Origin of the sequence: Microbacterium proteolyticum, assembly GCF_014192415.1 — a bacterium.
GTDB lineage: Bacteria > Actinomycetota > Actinomycetes > Actinomycetales > Microbacteriaceae > Microbacterium > Microbacterium proteolyticum.
This window is the reverse complement of record NZ_JACHXY010000001.1, coordinates 273096-294014: the sequence shown is the minus strand read 5'-3', so window position 1 is coordinate 294014 and position 20919 is coordinate 273096. Positions and strand designations below refer to the sequence as shown.

General features: G+C 70.1%; 20 protein-coding genes. 11 read left to right on the top strand and 9 right to left on the bottom strand.

The window, feature by feature from the left end; genetic code table 11:
• Position 1 precedes the first annotated feature (1 nt).
• The 5 genes from FHS07_RS01410 to FHS07_RS01390 all read left to right on the top strand — a co-directional run bounded on the left by FHS07_RS01410 (position 2) and on the right by FHS07_RS01390 (position 4660).
• Positions 2-262, top strand: a complete 261-nt coding sequence (locus FHS07_RS01410) for a F0F1 ATP synthase subunit epsilon (protein ID WP_183418134.1) — start codon at positions 2-4, stop codon at positions 260-262.
• Positions 263-333: 71 nt separating this feature from the next.
• Positions 334-1083, top strand: a complete 750-nt coding sequence (locus FHS07_RS01405; protein ID WP_183418133.1) for a YaaA family protein — start codon at positions 334-336, stop codon at positions 1081-1083.
• Between the two features lie 98 nt (positions 1084-1181).
• Positions 1182-1817: a large exoprotein gene (locus FHS07_RS01400; protein ID WP_183418132.1), complete on the top strand. Its 636-nt coding sequence runs from the start codon at positions 1182-1184 to the stop codon at positions 1815-1817.
• Between the two features lie 258 nt (positions 1818-2075).
• A complete protein-coding gene (locus FHS07_RS01395; RefSeq protein ID WP_183418131.1) occupies positions 2076-2849 on the top strand; it encodes a protein phosphatase 2C domain-containing protein in 774 nt (257 codons plus the stop codon).
• Between the two features lie 278 nt (positions 2850-3127).
• Positions 3128-4660, top strand: coding sequence for an APC family permease (locus tag FHS07_RS01390; RefSeq protein WP_183418130.1), 1533 nt, complete (start codon positions 3128-3130; stop codon positions 4658-4660).
• Between the two features lie 15 nt (positions 4661-4675).
• Here FHS07_RS01390 and FHS07_RS01385 read toward each other — a convergent pair whose 3' ends face one another.
• Positions 4676-5656, bottom strand: coding sequence for an asparaginase (locus FHS07_RS01385; protein ID WP_183418129.1), 981 nt, complete (start codon positions 5654-5656; stop codon positions 4676-4678).
• A gap of 104 nt (positions 5657-5760) precedes the next feature.
• Here FHS07_RS01385 and FHS07_RS01380 point away from each other — a divergent pair, with 104 nt between their 5' ends.
• The gene (locus FHS07_RS01380) at positions 5761-6231 is read left to right on the top strand and encodes an OsmC family protein (protein ID WP_183418128.1); all 471 of its coding nucleotides are present in this window, start codon (positions 5761-5763) and stop codon (positions 6229-6231) included.
• A 49-nt stretch (positions 6232-6280) separates the two neighbouring features.
• Positions 6281-6760, top strand: coding sequence for a hypothetical protein (locus FHS07_RS01375; RefSeq protein ID WP_183418127.1), 480 nt, complete (start codon positions 6281-6283; stop codon positions 6758-6760).
• Between the two features lie 149 nt (positions 6761-6909).
• Here the strand turns inward: FHS07_RS01375 and glpK are convergent, their stop codons facing one another.
• The 3 genes from glpK to FHS07_RS01360 form a co-directional block, all read right to left on the bottom strand.
• A complete protein-coding gene (glpK, locus tag FHS07_RS01370) occupies positions 6910-8421 on the bottom strand; it encodes a glycerol kinase GlpK (RefSeq protein WP_183418126.1) in 1512 nt (503 codons plus the stop codon).
• An 81-nt stretch (positions 8422-8502) separates the two neighbouring features.
• Positions 8503-9258 (bottom strand): MIP/aquaporin family protein, encoded by a 756-nt coding sequence (locus FHS07_RS01365; RefSeq protein WP_183418125.1) that lies wholly within the window; start codon positions 9256-9258, stop codon positions 8503-8505.
• 123 nt (positions 9259-9381) lie between these two features.
• Positions 9382-11100, bottom strand: coding sequence for a glycerol-3-phosphate dehydrogenase/oxidase (locus FHS07_RS01360; protein ID WP_183418124.1), 1719 nt, complete (start codon positions 11098-11100; stop codon positions 9382-9384).
• Positions 11101-11210: 110 nt separating this feature from the next.
• Between FHS07_RS01360 and FHS07_RS01355 the strand changes: the two genes are divergently transcribed.
• Positions 11211-12176 (top strand): sugar-binding domain-containing protein, encoded by a 966-nt coding sequence (locus tag FHS07_RS01355; RefSeq protein WP_183418123.1) that lies wholly within the window; start codon positions 11211-11213, stop codon positions 12174-12176.
• A gap of 27 nt (positions 12177-12203) precedes the next feature.
• On the opposite strand, the gene dhaM is transcribed toward FHS07_RS01355, so the two are convergent.
• The 4 genes from dhaM to FHS07_RS01335 form a co-directional block, all read right to left on the bottom strand.
• On the bottom strand, positions 12204-12950 hold the full coding sequence (dhaM, locus tag FHS07_RS01350; RefSeq protein WP_183418122.1) for a dihydroxyacetone kinase phosphoryl donor subunit DhaM: 747 nt from the start codon (positions 12948-12950) through the stop codon (positions 12204-12206).
• Positions 12947-13585, bottom strand: coding sequence for a dihydroxyacetone kinase subunit DhaL (gene dhaL, locus FHS07_RS01345; protein ID WP_183418121.1), 639 nt, complete (start codon positions 13583-13585; stop codon positions 12947-12949). The genes dhaM and dhaL overlap by 4 nt, the downstream gene beginning before the upstream one ends.
• Positions 13582-14577: a dihydroxyacetone kinase subunit DhaK gene (gene dhaK, locus FHS07_RS01340; RefSeq protein WP_183418120.1), complete on the bottom strand. Its 996-nt coding sequence runs from the start codon at positions 14575-14577 to the stop codon at positions 13582-13584. The genes dhaL and dhaK overlap by 4 nt, the downstream gene beginning before the upstream one ends.
• 93 nt (positions 14578-14670) lie before the next feature.
• Positions 14671-15420: a lysophospholipid acyltransferase family protein gene (locus tag FHS07_RS01335; RefSeq protein ID WP_183418119.1), complete on the bottom strand. Its 750-nt coding sequence runs from the start codon at positions 15418-15420 to the stop codon at positions 14671-14673.
• A gap of 111 nt (positions 15421-15531) precedes the next feature.
• On the opposite strand from FHS07_RS01335, the gene FHS07_RS16755 reads away from it, so the two are divergent.
• A complete protein-coding gene (locus FHS07_RS16755) occupies positions 15532-16500 on the top strand; it encodes an FKBP-type peptidyl-prolyl cis-trans isomerase (RefSeq protein ID WP_183418118.1) in 969 nt (322 codons plus the stop codon).
• A 9-nt stretch (positions 16501-16509) separates the two neighbouring features.
• Positions 16510-17592 (top strand): 1-deoxy-D-xylulose-5-phosphate reductoisomerase, encoded by a 1083-nt coding sequence (gene dxr, locus FHS07_RS01325; protein ID WP_183418117.1) that lies wholly within the window; start codon positions 16510-16512, stop codon positions 17590-17592.
• A gap of 263 nt (positions 17593-17855) precedes the next feature.
• On the opposite strand, the gene FHS07_RS01320 is transcribed toward dxr, so the two are convergent.
• Positions 17856-19511, bottom strand: a complete 1656-nt coding sequence (locus tag FHS07_RS01320) for a Mur ligase family protein (protein WP_183418116.1) — start codon at positions 19509-19511, stop codon at positions 17856-17858.
• Between the two features lie 87 nt (positions 19512-19598).
• On the opposite strand from FHS07_RS01320, the gene FHS07_RS01315 reads away from it, so the two are divergent.
• A complete protein-coding gene (locus FHS07_RS01315; protein WP_183418115.1) occupies positions 19599-20915 on the top strand; it encodes a site-2 protease family protein in 1317 nt (438 codons plus the stop codon).
• Positions 20916-20919 lie beyond the last annotated feature (4 nt).

The following is a 20919-nucleotide window of genomic DNA, read 5'->3' as shown; positions in this document are numbered from 1 at the left end:
CATGTCGTTGCGCGTGAGCCTGGTGTCGGCAGACGCCGAGGTGTGGACGGGGGAGGCGACGCTCGTCGTCGCCAAGACCGTCGAGGGTGAGATCGGCTTCATGCAGGGGCATGAGCCGGTGCTCGCGATCCTCGCCCAGGGCGAGGTGCGCATCACCCGCACCGACGGCACGAAGATCCTGGCCAACGCCGCGGATGGTTTCCTGTCGATGGCGAGCGACGAGCTGACCATCGTCGCCGGAAACGCCTCACTCGTCTCCTGACGCCGCTTCATCGCTGACGCGCGTCGCCCGATCACTCGGGCGGCGCGCGTCGCCGTTTGCCTGGAGTGCACATGCTCGTCCTGCTTCCCCCGTCCGAGACCAAGCGTCCCGGAGGCGAGGGCGCCCCGCTCGACATCCCCCGTCTCGCCTTTCCCACGCTTCGCGAGCCTCGCGAGGCCGTCGTGAACGCCCTCGTCGCGCTGTCCGCCGACGAAGACGCAGCCGCCCGCGTGCTCAAGCTGAGCCCGAAGCGCCGTCACGAGGTCGCCGACAATGCAGCTGTACGCACCGCGCCCACGATGGCCGCCGTCGACCGCTACATCGGGGTGCTCTACGACGCCCTGGATGCCGCGTCCCTCGATGCCGAGGGGCGGGCGTGGCTGGGTGCCCACGTGGCGATCCAATCGGCGCCGTTCGGACCCGTCGGGGCCCTCGACCCCATCCCGGCCTACCGCCTGGCGGCCGGGACGTCGCTCCCCGGCGTGGCGGCACTGCGTCGCGTCTGGGCGGACGCCGCGCAAGAGGCATTCGGTGCGGTCGCACCCGGCTTCATCCTGGATCTCCGCTCCGAGGCCTACGCGGCTCTCGGCCCGGTTCCGCCGGGCACCCCGTCCGCGTACGTGCGTGTCGTGACCGAGGCCGAGGCAGGAGCGGTTCGAGCGCTCAACCACTTCAATAAGCATGCGAAGGGCGCGTTCGTGCGCGAACTCGCAATGCGGCGTCCGGCTGTCGAGGGCGTCGCCGACCTGCGGGCCTGGGCGCTGTCGGCCGGCTGGCGAGTCGTGGACGGTCGGCACGGCGAGATCGCACTCGTGGTCTGAGCGGGGCCCGCCTTACAGGTTCCTCTCAGCTTCGCTAGCATGTGATCGCACGGGGCGCACGGACGCTTCGCCGTGCACTCTCCTGGAAAGGAATCCACATGAGTGGTTCGTCTTACACGTACGACGACGGAAGCGGGCTCGCGGCCCTCGCCTTCCTGATCGTCCTGCTGCCCATCCTGCTCATCAGCATCTTCGCGGGCTACATCATCTCGTCGTTCTTCCTCATGAAGATCTTCGAGAAGGCCGGTGTGCAGGGCAAGTGGCGCGCCTGGGTGCCGATCTACAACACGCTCGTCGCCGCGAAGCTCGGCGACGTCTCGCCGTGGGCATACCTCATCGTGGTCGTCGGCGCGAGCGTCCTGAGCAACATCCCGGTCATCGGTTTCGTCTTCGGTCTGGTCGCGGTCGCGGCCAGTGTCGTGGTCGCCTGGCGAATCGGTCTGAAGTTCGGCAAGGACTGGCCGTTGCTGCTGCTGTGGCTCATCCCCGGCATCGGAACACTCATCTGGCTCGGCATCCTGGCCTTCGGTTCTGCCCGCTGGAACCCTGCCATCGCGCCCGCGCCGTGGGCGAACACCGTCGCCGCCGACAAGACCGTCTGGGACGGCGTCCCGGTGCAGCCCGGCCAGCAGGTCACCGGTGGACCCGGCTACGGCGGCCCCGGCTACGGCGGGCCCACGCCTCCGTCGGCACCGGGCACCACGCCTCCGCCGCCCGCGCCGCCGCAGTACTGATCAAGGGAAGGGCCTCTCGCGTCGCGAGAGGCCCTTCGTCGTCGCCGCTGCCGGGGCGTTCGCTCAGGGTCGGTGCAGACGTGCGAGCTCGGACCGTGGTCTCGCCATCAGCCGATGCGGTTTGCGTCGTGGGTGCTCCTGCACCCCGATGGTTCGGCTCTGCGGGGGGAGGTTCACGGGTCGCGTCCGGGCGTCTACTAGGATGACAGGGCCGTGCGCTTTCGCCGGCGCTGTCGTCGGCCAACCGGAGGATCGTTCGTGCCCGAGGTGACCACCCACACGCGCAACGTCCCACTGGGGTCGACGACGCTGGAGCTGTCGTGGGCTGCCGGCACCGACACCGGGCGGCGGCGCGAGGTCAACCAGGACGCCGTCCTCGCCGAGTTCCCGCTCTTCGTCGTCGCCGACGGAATGGGCGGCCATCTGGGCGGAGAGATCGCCAGCGCGAGCACGGTCGACCGCCTGCGTGCCGTGGTCGAAGGCGGCGCGGTTTCGACGAAGAACATCGAGAAGGCCTTGTCGCGTGCGGTGAAGGACATCACCTCGCACCCCGAGACCACAGACGAGGGCACCGGAACGACGCTCACCGGTGTCTACCTCGAGACGCACACCGAAGAGCCTCATTGGGTGACACTGAACATCGGCGACTCGCGGGTGTACGTGCTGCGCGACGGCGAGATCGTACAGGTCACCACCGACCACTCCGTCGTCCAAGAGCTCATCGCCGCTGGTCGGCTCAGCCCCGAAGAGGCCGAGAACCACCCCTACGGCAACGTCATCACCCGCGCCGTCGGCCCCAGCGACAGCGTCAAGCCCGACTACCTGAGACTCGACGTGCTCGACGGCGACCGCTTCGTGATCTGCTCGGACGGGCTCACCAAAGAGCTCACCGACTTCGGCATCCGCCATTTCCTCCTGGCCAACTCCGACCCCGCCGCCGCTGTCGAGGCGATGATGGCGGCGGCTCTCGAGAACGGCGGCCGCGACAACGTCACCATCGTCGTCCTCGACGTCGTGCGCCGTGATGCCTGACCTCGCGCGCCGCCCCGCCCGACGTCGCCGCGACGCCTGACCGCGGCGCCCGACGTCGCCGCGACGCCTGACCACGGCGCCCGGCGCCCGACCGCGCCGCCCGCCCGACGTCGCCTGATCGCCCCGCCCGACGCCTGACCGCGCCGCCGTGCCCGACGTCCCCGCGTCGCCTGACCGCCCCGCCTGACGCCTCCGCCGACGCGACTACCGACCGCGCGGCCCGCCCGGCCCGAAGTCTCCGCTTGACCGCGATGGGGCGCGGATCCTACGTTCAGGACATGACCGCTGCATCCGAACGCACGGCCGGCAAGGGCCTGGCCACCGGCACCCTGGGGCTGTGGGGCTCGACCGTGATCGGTCTGGCATCCACCGCCCCGGTGTACTCTCTCGTGGCCACCCTGGGCTTCGTCGTCCTCGCCGTGGGGTCCTCGGCTCCTATCGCCTTCATCATCGCGTTCATCCCGATGCTGTTCATCGCCTTCGCCTACCGCGAGCTGAACAACGACGTCCCCGACTGCGGTACGACGTTCACCTGGAGCACGAAAGCCTTCGGGCCGTGGATCGGCTGGATGGGCGGGTGGGGCGTGGCCGTGGCCGGCATGGTGGTGCTGGCGAACCTCTCCCAGATCGCGGGCATCTACCTGTGGTCGTTGGTCGGCGACGGATCCCTCGCCGAGAACGTGCCGCTCGTCACAGCGACGGGCGTCGCCTTCATCGCGGCCATGACCTTCGTCAGCTACCGCGGCGTGGAGATCGGGGAGCGGATCCAGAACGTGCTGCTCGGGGTCCAGTACCTCGTCCTCGCGTTGTTCGTGGTGTTGGCGCTGTGGAAGTTCTTCGACGGCACCGCCCCCAACCCGACCCCGTTCGACGTGGCGTGGTTCAACCCGTTCGGCTTCACCGACTACAGCGGCTTCATCGAGGCGGTCTTGCTGGCCCTGTTCATCTACTGGGGATGGGACACGTGCCTCGCCCTCAACGAAGAGACGAAGGACCCCAAGCGCATCCCGGGTCGGGCCGCCCTGCTGACGACCGTGATCCTGCTCGGCACGTACGTCACGGTGACGGTCGCCGCCATGATGTACGCCGGTGTCGGCGAGGACGGCGCGGGCCTGGCCAACCCCGAGAACGCGGACGACGTGTTCCTGGCGCTCAAAGACGGGCTCTTCGGGCCGTTCGGATGGGTGATGATCGTCGCAGTGCTCATCTCCGCCGTGTCGTCGACGCAGACGACCATCCTCCCCACCGCGCGCGGAACCCTTGCCATGGCGGCGTACAAGGCCCTGCCACGTCGCTTCCAGACGGTTGACCCCCGGTACCGCACGCCGTCGTTCTCGACCCTCGTGATGGGTATCGTCGCGAGTGTCTACTACGTGGGCATGACACTGATCAGCGACAACATCCTGCAGGACTCGATCCTCTCTCTCGGTCTGGCGATCGCGTTCTACTACGCCATGACCGGGTACGCCTGCGTCTGGTACTTCCGCCGGGAGCTGACCGGCTCGGCGAAGAACCTCGTCACCCGCGGCATCCTGCCGCTGCTCGGCGCTCTCATGCTCACGTACGCCTTCGTGCAGTCGGCGATCGACATGTACGACCCCGAGTACGGCAACACCGTGCTGCTCGGGATCGGGGGGACCTTCGTCGTGGGTATCGGGGCGCTGGCGATCGGCGTCGTGCTGATGCTGATCTGGTTCGCCTTCCCCGGGGCGAAGCCGTTCTTCCGGGGCGAGAGCCTCAACCGCGACACCGAGGTGCTCGTGCCCGACGAGCCGATCGCCTACCCGAGGTCGGTGGACGGAGGCCTGTGAGCGGTGCCGCCGTCGTCAGACGGTGGCGCGGATCGCACCCACTTCGTGGCCGCCCCCGCGGACCGACAGCGAGAGGTGCGAGACGGCGTCGGCCACGGCCTCGGGCGTCAGGGCTCCGGTGCGCTCCAGCAACCTCAGCGCCACGACGTGGCCGGCACGATTCGATCCGTCGAGCATCTTGAGAGCGACCGTCGTGCCGTCGGGGGCCGTCATCACCTGCACGCCCTCGGCACCCATCTTGCTGAAGACGCCGAGGCGTTCGGTGACGACGGTATCGGGGCGGCCCGGGCCGTCGATCGTCCAGGGGTGCTCGCGCACGGCGCGCACCAGCGTTCCGGCGCTGCGGTGCAGCGCGAAGGGGGAACGTTCCGATGACGTCGCGATGCGCTGGATCGCGCGGGCGAGGCCCACGAGGCTCATCGCGTAGACCGGTGCCCCGCAGCCGTCGATCGCGGTGGTGGTGAGTCGCTCGCCCACCAGGCGCTCGATGACTTCGCGGATGTGCACCTGGAGGGGGTGCTGCACGTCGAGGTAGTCGTCGGTCGACCACCCGTTCGCCACGCACGTGAGCAGCATGGCGGCGTGCTTGCCGGAGCAGTTCATGCGGAGCGGCGAGGGAGCGCCGTGGTCGCGGACGAGCTCGTCGCGAGCAGCCGCGTCCGAGGGCCATGCGGCGGGGCAGCCCAGGTCGTCTTCGGTCAGCCCAGCCGACTGCAGGATGCCGCGGGCCACCTCGACGTGCCGCTCGGTGCCGCAGTGACTCGCCATCGAGATCGCGAGACGCTCGTCGGCGAGGTCGACGCCGGCAGAGAGGCATGCGAGCGCCTGCAGCGGCTTCATGCTGGAGCGGGGGAGGAACGCGGCCGTGGCATCGCCCAGGGTGAGTTTCTCGGACCCGTCGGGGGCCAGGACGACCGCGACACCGTGGTGCCGCGACTCGAGGAATCCGTTGCGGTCGACGACGGCGAGCTCGGCGAAAGCGGGGGGCGTGGGCATCCCTCCATGGTATCCCGGCCGTCTCCATCGCCACCGGTAGCGCCGGGGCGAGCCCCGGTGGGCGGAGCGGCCCGCGCACACGCCGAGGGCGGCAGACTGGGGGCATGAACGGAGAGCATCACTACCGCCTGCACTCGACCTGGACGGGCGATCGGGGGAGCGGCACCAGCGGCTACCGCGACTACGACCGCGCCGTCACCCTCGAGGTCGACGGCAAGCCGGCCATCGCGGCATCCGCCGACAAGCCCTTCCGGGGCGACCCCGCCAAGTGGAACCCCGAGGAGCTGCTGCTCGCGGCCCTCAGCGAGTGCCACCTGCTGTCGTATCTGCACGCGTGCACGACGACCGGGGTCGTCGTCACCGCGTACGAGGACGACGCGACCGGCACGCTGCAGGAGGACGGCAACAGCGGCGGAGCGTTCACCGAGGTGGTGCTGCGCCCCCGCGTGCGAGTCGCGGACGAGTCGATGGTGGATGCCGCCCGTGCAGCGCATCGACAGGCTCGCGAGTGGTGCTTCATCGCGAATTCGGTCAACTTCCCCGTGCGACACGAAGCGGAGATCACCGTCGGCTGAGCATCCCCCTCGCGGGCGGCGCATCGTCCGGCGTCGGTACAGTGAGCGCATGCAGCTCGAACCGGCGCTCCGCCGCCTCGATCGAATCGCGGGCGGGCGCCAGGCCGACCATCGCGTCGCCGTCTCGGATGACCCGAAGGTGCGTCGCGCCCTCCGCGCGGTCACGCTTCTGCTCGCGCTCGGCTTCGTGCTCGGGGTGGCGACGGTCGTCGTCGCTCTCGTGATGACCGTGAACGGCACCGATGTGGGCTTAGCGGTGTGGATGCGCTGCCTCGTCGTGCTGGCGATCACCACGACGCTGTTCTACTTCCTCTGGCGGGCACGTGCGGGGTGGTACTGGGCCTTCCGGCGCTTGCAGCTGTTCAGCCGCATCTTCCCGGTCGTCGCGCTCGTCCTCGCGGCCATCCCCGGCCTGTACCCGTTCTGGGTGGTCACCGAACAGATCCTCTTCGCGATCCTGCTGATCGGCGTCTCGGACTACCTGCAGTCGGACGCGGTCCGTGCGGCGTTCCCGAAGCCGCAGCGCTGAGACCCGGCATCCGGATGCCGGGGCGCCGGCGTCTGCGGGCGGGCCCGGTCTTCTCGACGGGCCGTGCGGTTCGTGGAGCCGAAACGCGCCGGGGACGACGGAACCCCGCCGGCAGGACGCCGACGGGGTTCCGTTCGTGACATGTACGCTCAGCGCACGTCGTCGTCGACCCAGTCCATCGATTTGGTGACGGCCTTCTTCCACAGGCGCAGCTCGCGGTCGCGCTCGCCGTCGTCCATGTTGGGCTCCCACCGCTTGTCTTCCTGCCAGTTGGCGCGGAGGTCGTCGAGGTTGTCCCAGAAGCCCACCGCGAGGCCCGCGGCGTACGCGGCACCGAGGGCGGTGGTCTCGGCGACGACGGGGCGCACGACCGGCACACCGAGGATGTCGGCCTGGAACTGCATGAGCTCGTCGTTGGCGGTCATGCCGCCGTCGACCTTGAGTTCGGTCAGGTCGACTCCCGAGTCGGCGTTGACGGCCTCGAGCACCTCGCGGGTCTGGAAGGCCGTTGCCTCGAGGGCTGCGCGGGCGATGTGGCCCTTGTTGACGAAGCGGGTCATACCGACGATCGCGCCACGGGCGTCGGGGCGCCAGTACGGCGCGAACAGGCCCGAGAAGGCCGGGACGAAGTACACCCCGCCGTTGTCGTCGACGGTGCGGGCCAGGGCCTCCACCTCGGGAGCCGAGGAGATGATGCCGAGCTGATCGCGCAGCCACTGGATCAGCGACCCGGTGACGGCGATCGATCCTTCGAGTGCGTAGTGCGCGGGCTGGTCCCCGAGCTTGTACCCGAGGGTGGTCAGCAGGCCGTTCTTCGAGCGGACGATCTCTTCACCCGTCTGGAAGATGAGGAAGTTGCCGGTGCCGTAGGTGTTCTTGCTCTCGCCCGGATCGTAGGCGGCCTGGCCGAAGGTCGCGGCCTGCTGGTCGCCGAGGATGCCGGCGATCGGCGTCTCGCGCAGCAGCGACGACGACTCGACGGCGCCGTACACCTCGGAGGAGGAGCGGATCTCGGGCATCATCGAGCGGGGCACGCCGAAGTCCGAGAGGATGTCGTCGCGCCATGAGAGCGTTTCGAGGTCCATGAACAGCGTGCGGCTGGCGTTGGTGACGTCGGTCGCGTGTACACCGCCCTCGGTGCCACCGGTGAGGTTCCACAGCACCCAGGTGTCCGTGGTGCCGAAGATGAGGTCGCCGGCATCCGCCTTCTCGCGTGCACCGTCGACGTTCTCGAGGATCCAGACGATCTTGGTGCCCGAGAAGTAGGTCGCCAGCGGCAGACCCACGATGCTCTTGTAGCGTTCGGGGTCGCCGTCGGCGAGGCGGTCGACGATCGACTGCGTACGCGTGTCCTGCCAGACGATGGCGTTGTAGACGGGCTTGCCGGTGTTCTTGTCCCAGACCACCGCGGTCTCGCGCTGGTTGGTGATGCCGACGGCGGCGATGTCGTGGCGGGTGATGTCGGCGCGGCTGAGGGCCAGGCCGATCACCTCCTGGGTGTTGCGCCAGATCTCGAGCGGGTCGTGCTCGACCCACCCCGCGCGGGGGAAGATCTGCTCGTGCTCCTTCTGCCCGACGGAGACGACGCTCCCGGACTTGTCGAAGATCATCGCGCGCGTCGAGGTCGTGCCCTGGTCGATGGCGAGGACGTAGTCGGCCATGGAGGACTCCTTTGTCATGTTCGGTGGAAGTGGTGAAGGACGTGCGGGGCGGGGGCGTCGGACGACGCCCCCGCGGGAGTGTTACGCGCCGAGGCTCAGCAGCACGGGAGCCAGAAGCCCCGCGAGCAGTCCACCGACCAGGGGGCCGGCGACGGGGATCCAGGCGTAGCCCCAGTCGCTGCCGCCCTTGCCCTTGATGGGCAGGAGGGCGTGGGCGATGCGGGGGCCCAGGTCACGGGCCGGGTTGATCGCGTAACCGGTGGGGCCACCGAGCGAGGCGCCGATACCCACGACGAGCAGGGCCACGGGGACGGCCGCGAGACCGCCGATGCCGCCCGGGACGCCGATGTCGGCCACGCCGTAGTCGCTGAAGCCGAAGATCACGAAGACCAGGACGAAGGTCGCGATGACCTCGGTGAGGAAGTTGAAGCCGTAGGAGCGGATGGCGGGACCGGTGGAGAAGACGCCGAGCTTGGCGGCGGGGTCGGGCTCGTCGTCGAAGTGCTGCTTGTAGGACGCCCAGGCGAGCACGGCACCGATGATGGCACCCACCATCTGCGCGGCGACGGCCACGAGGAACTGGACGAAGGCGATCTTGCCGGCCACCAGCAGACCGATCGAGACCGCGGGGTTCAGCTGTGCGCCCGAGTAAGCGGAGACGATGACACCGGCGAAGACCGCCAGGCCCCATCCCCAGTTGACCATCAGGGTGCCGCCGGCATTGCCCTTGGTCTTGGCCAGGGCCACGTTCGCGACGACGCCGCAACCCAACAGGATGAGCATCGCGGTGCCGACCACCTCCGAGAGGAAGTACAGCCCCAAGTTCACTTCTTGCATGTCGTCATCGACCTTTCTTCGGTCACCCGGACAACTTCGGCGCGGGTGATGTTATGCGGCTCAGTGCTCTGAACCTACGACCGGTGTGCGGGCGCGCAATAGACGGCGCGCCCGCACGTTCTCTCAGATTCGAGCGACGCCGGCCTGAGCGAGGTCCACACGGTGGGATGCGCGCAGGATCTCCGTGGTGCGGGAGACCTCCTCGTCGACCCGATCGGCGTCCCAGCCGAGCGGAGCGGCGATCGTCTCGGCGACCTCGCGCAGGGTGCGGTCGGTCATCCCGCCGACGAAAGCGAGGTGCGTGCGCCTCAGCAGCACGTCGATCAGGTGCACGACCTGCTCGTTCTGTGCGATCCAGGTCAGCTCTTCCCGGTAGTAGCCGGGGGCGTCGGGGACCGGGGTCGGCTCCGAGGGAAGGGCGGCGAGGATCGCGTCTGCGCGCGTTCCGTAGCGCTCGAGCATCGCCTCGACGAGGCCGGCGCTGTGCGCATTCGTGCGCGACGAGACCCACCGACGACGCTGCTCGGGGGTGGCGGGGAACCCGGCGCCGCCGCCGATGGGGAGCCCCTGGGTGCTGACGCGGTGCGGACGACGCAGCTTCTGCAGCGTCTTCATGCTCATGTGCTCGGCGAGGGCGCGGAAGGTGGTCCACTTGCCGCCGACGAGGCTCAGAGCGGGGACACCGGCGATCTCGTCCTCGACGATCCGGTAATCGCGCGACACGAAGCCGGGGGCGGTGTCGTCGTGGCGGGGGAGCGGACGGATGCCGGAGAACGTGTAGACGATCTGCGAGCGGTCCACCCCGACGTTCGGGAAGACGTGACCGATGAGGTCGAAGAAGTAGGCGATCTCGTCGTCGGTGCACACGACCGGCTTGGACGGGTCGGCATCGATGTCGGTGGTGCCGACGAGCACGCGGCCCTTGAGCGGGTAGATGAGCACGATGCGGCCGTCGGAGTGCTCGAAGAAGATCTCGCGTCCGCCGGTGGCCGCGAGCAGCTCGGGGTTGTCGAGGACGATGTGCGAGCCCTTGGTGCCGCCCATGAACGTCGTCGTGAGCCCCATGGCCGCGTTGGCCAGGTCGGTCCACGGGCCCGCCGTGTTCAGCACGACCTTCGCCTTGACGCTGAACTCCTCGCCCGAGACCTCGTCGCGGACGCGGACGCCGTCGGCGTCGGCACCGACGGCCGAGACGTAGTTGACGGCCTGCGTGCGACCGCCACCGGCCTCGATGCCGTCGCGCAGCACGTCGAGGGCGATGCGCTCCGGGTCGTGCATGGAGGCGTCGAAGTAGGTCGCGGTGTAGGCGAGGTCGGAGTTGAGCTGGGGAAGCTCGGCGAGCGACTTCTTCTTGCCCAGGAACTTGTGCCGGGGGACCGAACCGCCGTCGCGCGAGAAGGTGTCGTACATGATCAGGCCGACTTTGATCAGCAGGGCACCGCGCTCGTTGGGCTTGCCGCGGCCGTGCGTGACCAGCAGGCGGAAGGGAGCGGAGAGGATGCCGGAGAACGTCTTGTAGATCGGGATCGTCGTCTCGAGCGGCTTGACGTAGTGCGGAGCGGTCTTGAGCAGGTCGTTGCGCTCGGTCACCGCCTCTTTGACGAGACGGAACTCGCCGTTCTCGAGGTAGCGGATGCCGCCGTGCACCATGTGGCTCGACGCCGACGACGCTCCCGAGACGAAGTCGCCGCGTTCGACGAGGGCGACTCGCACGCCCTGCAGGGCGAGGTCGCGGAGAGTGGCGAGGCCGTTGATGCCCCCGCCGATGATCAGGACGTCGAGGTCTTCGGCGTCACGGAGCGCCTGCACATCGGCGCGGAGCGAAGTTGCGGGGGACGACATGTCGACTGCGACCTTTCGTTGGGGTACACCATGAGAATGCGCCTGTCTGCACGTTGTTGCAAGCCCCTTGAACAAACGTGCAGAATGGTGTTCGTGAAAGCGACGACACCGTGACGACGCAGGCCGAGGAGCGCTCCCGCGATGCGTTGCGCGCGGCCCAGCTCTACTACATGCAGGACCTCACGATGGATGCCATCGCGCACGAGATGCGCGTCTCGCGCTCGTCGGTCTCACGTCTGCTGCAGCATGCCCGCGACGTGGGACTCGTCACCATCTCGATCAGCCCACCCGACGACGCCCGTGGGCAGATGGCGCAGCGCATCGCCGACCGGTTCGGCATCACCGCGCACGTCGTGCCCACGCCCGCACGGACCTCCGAGGCGGAGCGCCTCGAGCGGACGGCCCTCACCGCGGCGCGCATCCTCGCCGAACGCGTCGAATCGTCCATGACCGTCGGCGTGGCCTGGGGATCGACGCTGTCGGCCGTGGCCCGTCATGTGCCGCTCAAGGACGTGCACGACACCCACATCGTGCAGATGAACGGAGCCGCGAACGTCCGCACCTCCGGCATCCCGTACGCGGGGGAGATCCTGTCGAAGTTCGGCGCGGCGTGGTCGTCGTCGGTGCACCAATTCCCGGTGCCGGCGCTGTTCGACGACCCGCGTACCAAGCACGCCATGTGGCGTGAGCGCTCGGTACGGTCGGTCCTGGAGATCCAGCAGCGGGTGGGGCTGTTCGTGTTCGGTCTCGGCTCGCCCCACGCCGACGTGCCGTCGCACGTATACAGCGGCGACTATTTCGACGAGCGCGACCGCGCGGTGATCGAGCGCGAAGGCGTCGTCGGCGACTGCGCGACGGTGTTTTACCGTGCGGACGGGTCGAGCGACATCCCCGAGCTGAACGCCCGATCCAGCGGACCCGACCTCGACACCGTCCGCCGCATCCCTCGACGGTTCTGCGTCGTGTCGAGCCTGTCGAAGCTCGACGGTCTGCGCGGGGCGCTCGCCGCCGGGCTGATCACCGAACTCGTCGTCGAGGAGGCGCTGGCCCGCCGCCTGCTCAGCGTCACCCGCTGAGCATTCTCCGGCTGCCGGGTCCGCGGATCAGCGCTCGCCGAAGCCGTCGTCGATGAGCGCGCGGAGCTCGACGAGCGCGGGACGGGCCTGCGGCCCCGTCGCGCTCACCCGCACGCGCGATCCCTGCCGCGCGCCCAGGGCCATGAGCGCGAGGAGGCTGCGCGCAGACACCTCTTCGCCCCCCGCGTCGAGGTCGGCGATGCGGACATCGGCGTCGTACCGCGACGCGGCCTTGACGAAGGTCGCGGCGGGCCGTGCGTGCAGACCCGACGGATTCGTGACGACCGCCTCGAACGACTCCGCGTCCGGCGCCACGCCTCCGGATGCCGGGGCTCCCTCGCCCGCGTCGCCAGCGGTGTCCCGCGCGTCGGTCGCGTCACCGAGTTGACGTCTCTTCGCCGCGCCCGCGCCGGACACCTCCGCATCCACCGCGACCAGATCCGCCCCGCCGGCAGCCGTGACAACTGCCGAAACGAGCCCCTCCACGAAGGGCGCCGAGCTCAACCGCACGCGGTCGGGAGCGCCGACGAACTCCAGCGCCGTCTCGGCACTGAGGATCGCCGAGCCCAGGTCCATGATCACGAGCACGCCGTCGCCCGTGTCGGCTTCGTCGACGGCTGCGGCGATGGCCACGGCATCCGTCCCGAGATCCCCGTCGGGTCCGCCCGCGGCCACCCGCACCACCGGCGGCTCGGCGCCGCCCATCTGGAGGGCGAGTTCGACCGCCGCCTCGGCCAGGGCGCGGCTGTGCGAGACGGCGACGATCCCGATCACGCGGCGCCCGCCAGCGTGTCGCGCAGGGCCTCGAGGAGCAGCGTCGCCGAGGTCGCCCCCGGATCGAGGTGCCCGGCGCTGCGCTCGCCCAGGTAGCTCGCACGCCCCTTACGGGCGACGAGCGGTTCGGTGGCGTCGCGGCCACGCGCAGCGGCCTCCGCGGCCGCACGGGCGGCCTCGGCGGGGGTCGCACCGTCGCCGGCCGCAGCATCCCACGCGTCCACGGCCGGGGAGAGGGCATCGATCATCGTCTTGTCGCCGAGCTCGGCCTTTCCGCGCGCGACGACCCCGTCCACGCCGGCGCGGAGAGCCGCGCCGAGCGAGGCGGCATCCACCTCATCGGACGACAGGGCGGGACCCATGCGCAGGAACAGCGTCCCGTACAGAGGGCCGCTGGCACCGCCGACCGACGAGACCAGGGTCATCCCGACGGTCTTGAACAGCTCGGCGGCGCTCGCCGGCGTCTCGCCGAGCTTGGCCACCACCGCGTCGAGGCCACGCGCCATGTTCGAGCCGTGGTCGGCGTCGCCGATCTCGGAATCCAGGCGCGTCAGCTCGTCCTTGTGCTGCTGCACGGTGTCGCGGAAGGCGCGTACCCATGCGACGAGGTCGTCCGTGGAGACGGCGGCGCTCATGCGCCCCACCGCAGGCCGGGAGTGACGACCGGCGCGTCCCACAGTCTCAGCATCTCGTCGTCGGCCCGGACGACCGTGAGAGAGGCGCCGGCCATGTCGAGGCTCGTGATGTAGTCGCCGACGAGCACCCGCTTCACCTCGACGCCGGCCTCCGCCAGCAGCGGTGCGATCTCGCCGTACAGCAGGTACTGCTCGATCAACGGCGTCCCGCCCAGGCCCGACAGCAGCACGATCGCCGGTCCCACCGGCTCGCCGAAGTCGTGCACGACAGGATCGACCATCAGCTTCGCGATCTCGTGAGCGGATGCCAGCTTCACCCGCGAGCGACCGGGTTCGCCGTGGATGCCGACCCCGACCTCCATCTCGTCGTCGGGGAGCTCGAAGGTGGGGCGGCCCGCGGCGGGGACGGTGCAGCTCGTCAATGCCACGCCCATCGACCGGCCCGCGGCCGACACACGCCGAGCGAGCTCGGCGACGGCGGCGAGGTCGGCTCCCTCCTCTGCCAGCGCGCCGACGATCTTCTCGAGGACGACCGTGGTGCCGGTGCCTCGGCGTCCGGCTGTCCAGGTGGAGTCCGTGACGGCGACGTCGTCGGCCACGACGACCGACTCGACCTGCACGCCCTCCGCTGCGGCGAGCTCGGCGGCCATCTCGAAGTTGAGCACGTCGCCGGTGTAGTTCTTCACGATGTGCAGCACCCCGGCCCCGGAGTCCACCGCCTGCGTCGCGGCGAGCACCTGATCGGGCGTCGGAGACGTGAACACCTCACCGGCGGCGGCGGCGTCGAGCATCCCCCGTCCCACGAACCCGCCGTGCAGCGGCTCGTGTCCGGAGCCCCCGCCCGACACCAGCGCGACCTTCCCCGCGCGCGTCGGCTCGGCGCGCGAGATGACGCGGTTCTCGGCATCCACTCTCAGCTCGGGGTGGGCGGCTTCGATTCCCCGCAGGGCCTCGGCCAGCACGTTGCCCGGGTCGTTCACGAACTTTTTCACGGTGCCTCCTCGTCGTGGCGTCGACGGCGCCAGCCGTCGCACTCCCGACCATGCTCGTCGGTCGCCGCCGCGTCAAGGGTGCGGGGCGCGAGGTCAGAGGCGTTCGTGCGGAAGGACCTGCTTGATGCGCTCGATCGTATTCTGCGCGGGGGCCTCGTTGTACGCGCCCGCGAGTTCTTGCTCGCTGAGCGCGTGGATCGCGGCCATGATCTCGTCGGTCGCTCCACGGCGGGCGCGTCCCGACGACGCGGGACCGTGAGGTGACAGATCGAGCGGAGTGCCGAAGCGCACCGTGATGCGCGGCTTGGTGCTCGGGAACTTGGCGCCGACGGGCATGACCGCGTCCGTACCGATGAGCCCCACGGGCACGACGGGCGCGCCCGTCTGCAGCGCCAGGAATGCGACGCCGGTGCGTCCCTTGTACAGCCGACCGTCGAGCGAGCGCGTGCCTTCGGGGTACAGCGCCACCGCGCGGCCGTCTTCGAGCAGGGCTCGCTGCTGATCGAGGGCCTCGAGAGCTTTCTGGCCCGCTCCGCGCTCGACGCCGATCGCGCCGATCGCGGTGAAGAACTGCCGCGAAGCCCACTTCTCGAAGTACGCCGCCTTCGCCATGAAGTGCACCGGCCGGGGAGCGGCCACCGGAATGGCGATGGAGTCGATGAACGACAGGTGATTGCTGGCGAAGATGACGGGACCGGTCCGCGGGACGTTCTCGCGGCCCTCCACGCGGGGTCGGTAGACGGCGCGGGCCAGCGGCGCGATGAGGGAGCGCCCGAGGAGGTAGGTGGCGCCCATCTGCTGCGGCCGTGCTGCGGGGGGTTCGGCGGGCAGGTCGGAACTCACCTGACGAGATTACTCGCCGCCGCATACCCGCGCGCGCATGAGGACTCCCAGCCGCGACCAAGCGGGATACGCAAAGATGGAAGCTTCCCCGCTCCCTTCGAGAGGTCTCCCGTGCGCTTCCGCCCGTTCGCTTCCCTGTCCGTCGCCGCCGTCGCGGCGTTGCTGCTGGCGGGGTGCGCCGGTTCACCCGATCAGGCGCAGACTCCGGATGCCACGACCGGGACGGCCGACGCCGGCCAGTGCCAGGCTCCCCTCGCCGAGGCCCCCGCGCCCGAGGGACTCACCGTCGCGGGCGATTTCTCGTCGACGGTCGAGGTGACCCTTCCCGACGCCTACGCCCCCGCTGAGCTGCAGCGCACCACCCTGATCGAGGGCGCCGGCGAACAGGTGCAGGCGGGCGACGTGCTCAAGGCCAACTTCACCCTGGTCGACGCGGCGAGCGGCGCCGTCCAGCTGCAGTCGATCGATTCGGCGCCCGACGGCATGGACACGCTCATCTCGTCGCAGCAGATCTTCGGCGCCTCGCTCCAGTGCGCGACGATCGGCTCACGTACGGTGTCGTCCTTCCCGGCGGGAGCCCTGGGCGACGGCTCGCCCGCTTTCGTCCTCATCGCCGACGCCATCGAAGAACTGCCCACGCGCGCCGAAGGAGCCGAAGTCGCTCCCGTCGAGGGCATGCCGACCGTGACCTTCGCCGATGACGGTGCGCCCACCATCACCGTCCCCGGCACGCCCGCGCCCGCCGAGACGCGCGTCGAGAACCTGCGAAAGGGCACCGGCGACGTGGTCAACCCTGGCGACACGGTCATCGTGCAGTACACCGGCGTCCTTTACGACGGCGGCACCGTGTTCGACTCCAGCTGGGACCGCGGAGAGCCGGCGCAGTTCGCGACGACGGGCGTCGTGCCCGGGTTCAAGAAGGCCCTCGAGGGGCAGACGGTCGGCTCGCAGGTCGTCGCGGTGATCCCCGCCGTCGACGGCTACGGCGACCAGGCGTCGGGCTCGATCCCGGCGAACTCCGCCCTCGTCTTCGTCGTCGACATCCTCGGCGTGCAGCACGCCCCCGAAGCCGCTCAGTAGGCTGACGGCATGCGCCGCGTCCTCATCCTCGGTTCCACCGGTTCGATCGGGACGCAGGCGCTCGACGTCATCCGCGCCAACCCCGACCGCTTCGACGTGGTCGGCCTGGCCGCCGGCACCGACCGCGCCGGCGTCGAAGCCCAGGCCGACGCGTTCGGTGTCGAGCACATCGCGCTCGGCGCCGTCGAGGCGGAGCAGCTGGTGCGCGACGTCGAGGCAGACGTGGTACTCAACGGCATCACCGGTTCCGTGGGGCTCGGGCCCACGATCGCCGCGCTCGAAGAAGGGCGCACACTCGCCCTCGCCAACAAGGAGTCGCTGATCGTCGGTGGCGACCTCGTCACGGCGCTCGCCGCTCCGGGCCAGATCGTGCCCGTCGACTCCGAACACTCCGCGATCGCGCAGGCGCTGCGTTCGGGGGAGCGGAACGAGGTGCGCCGGCTGGTGCTGACGGCATCCGGGGGCCCGTTCCGCGGTCGTTCGCGAGAGCAGCTCATCGATGTCACCCCCGCACAGGCGCTCGCTCACCCGACGTGGGACATGGGCCGCGTCGTCACGACCAACTCCGCGACGCTGGTGAACAAGGGCCTCGAGGTGATCGAGGCGCACCTGTTGTTCGACGTCGCCTACGACCGCATCGACGTCACGGTGCACCCGCAGTCGATCGTTCACTCGATGGTCGAGTTCGTCGACGGGTCGACCATCGCGCAGGCCTCGCCCCCCGACATGCGCCTGCCCATCTCGCTCGGGCTCGATTGGCCGCATCGCATCGGCGGCGTCGGAGCCCCGCTCGACTGGACGCGCGCCTCGCAGTGGACGTTCGAGCCGCTCGACGAGGAGGCCTTCGGCTCCGTCGCGTTGGCGAAGCGCGTGGGGCGCGCGGGCGCGACGTTCCCGGCGGTGTTCAACGCCGCGAACGAGCAGGCCGTCGACGCGTTCCACGAGGGACGCCTCGGCTTCCTCGACATCGTCGATCTCATCGAGCGCGTCGTCGAACGGCACGAGGCGCCGGCAGACCTCACGCGTGAGTCACTCGCTGAGTCCGAGGCGTGGGCGCGCCGCACGGCTGACGAGATCATCGCCGCGCGCTGAGTCCCGGCGCGGCCGACCGGCGATCACGAGGACACGACGCGGGATTCTCACCGGCGGGGACCGGCTGGACCCCGCGACTCAGGCCGCGACCGCGTGGGATTCCTGCGTTGTGACAGCGACGAGGTCCGGACGGTGGTGCGGACGGTGGTGCGGCGGACACGATGCAGGGATCCTGCCCGCCCGGCCGTGTCGTGCCCATCGAGGGGCTACGCGAAATCTCGTGCGTGTGTCGGCACCAGCCGCGGAGCTCGCGCGGAGGCGACTCAGGCGGGGAAGTCGACCGGGCGCTCGGGATCGGACGACGGGGTGCTGTCGGCCGGGTAGGGCACCGGCCACTGCGGGTCGGGCACGGGCCAGCCGGCCGCGCGCAGGGCACGACGGGAGAGCTCACGCGCCGAGTACGGGGTGCGCACCCCGCGGATGTCGCGGTAGTCCTGGTGGCCGGGACCCGCCCACAGGATCGCGTCGCCCGCGCCCACGAGTTTCACGGCCTCGAGGATCGCGCGCTCCGGCGGGGTGACCTCGAGGATCTCGGCATCGGGGCGGGCCCGGCGTGCACCCTCGACGAGCACCGAGCGGATGGCATCCGGGTTCTCGTGCCGCGGGTGGTGGTCGGTGATGACGAGGATGTCACTGCCCAGTACGGCGGTCCGGCCCATGTCGTGGCGTTTGGTGGCGTCGCGATCGCCGTCGGCGCCGAAGACCATGACCACGGAGCCCGGGGTCACCCGGCGGACGGCCGCGAGCGTCTTCTCGAACGCGTCGGGGGAGTGGCCGAAATCGACGTAGACCGCCGGCCCTTCGGCGCCCGACACGAGCTGCGTGCGTCCCGGGAGCGAGGCGTCGATGCGACCGCCGTCGAGCGTTTCGACGAGGCGTTCCCAGGCGTACCCGGTCTCGAGCAGCATGACGATCGCGAGGCCCGCGTTGGCGGCCATGTGCCGGCCGATGACCGGCACCACGGTGGTCAGGCTGCGACCGTCGCGCGCGCGGAGCGTGAACTCTGTTCCGTCTTGGCGCTCATCGACGATGTCGACCGTCCAGTCGGCGTCGACCGCCGGATCTTCGGCGATGGCCGGGGTGACGATCGTGACGACCGGGATCTCGGCCCGCGCGGCGATCTCGGCGCCCGGCGAGGAGTCGAGGCAGACCACGCCCCGGCGCGAACGATCGGAACGGAACAGCGGCATCTTCGCCTCGAAGTACTCGCGCATGTCGGCGTAGTCGTCGAGGTGGTCGTGGGTGAGGTTCGTGAAACCCGCCACGTCGAACACGAGCCCGTCGACGCGGTGGCGGGTGAGGGCCTGCGCGCTCACCTCGACCGCGACGGCCTCGACGCCGCGCTCGCGCATCAGGGCGAGGAGCGCGTGGAACTCGGATGCCTCGGGCGTCGTGAGGCGCGAAACGATGACCTCACCGGCGATGTGGCGCTCGGCCGTCGACGACAGGCCCGTCACGACGCCGAGCTGACCGAGGATCCCCTCGAGGAGGTGCGACACGCTGGTCTTGCCGTTCGTGCCGGTCGTGGCGAGCAGCTGCGGCAGGTCGTCGTCGGCGCCGGTGCCGTACACCCACGCCGAAAGGTCGCCCAGCAGTGCCCGGGGGTCGTCGACAACGACAATCGGAAGACCGGTGGACGCGGCGATGTCGGCGCCGTCCGCGTCGGTGATGACGGCGACCGCACCGCGTTCGGCGGCCGTCGCGGCGAAATCCGCCCCGTGACGGTTGACGCCGCGGATGGCGACGAAGGCCTCGCCCGCGCGCAGATCGGCGGTGGCGAGGGTGATGCCGGTCAGGGTCGTCCCCTCCACATCACCGACGCTGCGTACGCCGAAGCGTCGGGCCAGTTCCGCGAGGTCGCGGTGGGGCGGTCGCTCGGGCCGGAGCACGGGCGGGAGGTTCGAGGGCGCATCGGTCATCCCGTCCATTGTCTCATCCGGCGCCGCACAGACACCGCATCGCCGTCGCACGGGCGGTTCAAAGCCGAGCGGCGGTATCGTCGCCGGGTGACCGCGATCGCCTTCCTCATCGGCGTGCTCGTGCTCGTGATCGGCCTAGCCGTCTCGATCGCCCTGCACGAGGTCGGGCATCTGCTGCCCGCGAAGCTCTTCGGCGTGCGCGTCGGCCAGTACATGATCGGGTTCGGCCCCACCCTGTGGTCGAAGCGAGTGGGCGAGACCGAGTACGGATTCAAGCTCCTGCCTCTCGGCGGTTTCATCTCGATGGCGGGCATGTACCCGCCCGCCCCCGAGGGGGAGGAACCGACGAAGCGTCGGTCCCGCTTCTTCGCCACGATGGTGCAGGACGCACGTGACGCCAACGCCGAGACCCTGGTCGCGGCCGACGATCGCGTCTTCTACAAGCTGCCGGTGTGGAAGCGCGTCGTCGTCATGCTCGGCGGGCCGATCATGAACCTGCTGCTCGCCTTCGTGCTCTCGGCTGTCGCCGTCAGCGGCATCGGCATCGCGACCACGACGACGACCGTCGCATCGGTGTCGCAGTGCGTCATCCCCGCGAGCGAAGACCGCACCGACTGCACGTCGGCCGACCCGGTCGCACCGGCCGCGGCCGCCGGCATCCAACCGGGCGATGTCGTCGTATCGGTCGACGGTCGCGCGGTGTCGACCTTCGCCGAGGCGGCCGCCATCATCCAGGACGCCCCCGGTCAGGCGCTTCCCGTCGTGATCGAGCGCGACGGTGCCACGCAGACGGTCACCGTCACCCCCGCGCGCACCGACCGCGTCGTCACCGACGCGCAGGGGCAGCCGGTACGGGATGCCGCCGGAGCACTCGAGTACGAGAGCGTCGGCTTCGCGGGGCTCCGCGCTCAGCAGGCTCTCGTGCCCCAGCCGATCTGGGTGGGTCCCGAGGCGACGATCCAGCAGGTGGGTGCCGTCGCGCAGATCATGACGCAGCTGCCGGTGCGCATCTACGACACCGCCGCCGATCTCGTCACCGGTCAGCCGCGCGATCCCAACGGACCGCTCAGCGTCGTGGGCGCGGGCCGTCTCGCGGGCGAGTACGCCGCTGTCGATGCGCCGATCCTCGCGCGCGTGCAGTCGATCATCGGCCTGCTGGCGGCGCTGAACATCGCGCTCTTCGTCTTCAACCTCATCCCCCTGCTCCCGCTGGACGGAGGGCACGTCGTGGTGGCCCTGTGGGATGGCCTCAAGCGCTGGATCGCGCGTCTGCGAGGAAAGGTCGCGCGACCGGTGGACGCCACCAAGCTCGTTCCCGTGACCTTCGTCGTCGTCGTGCTGCTCATCGGAATGGGCGGCGTGCTGTTCCTCGCCGACGTCTTCAACCCCGTGCAGTTGCTCTAGCGCG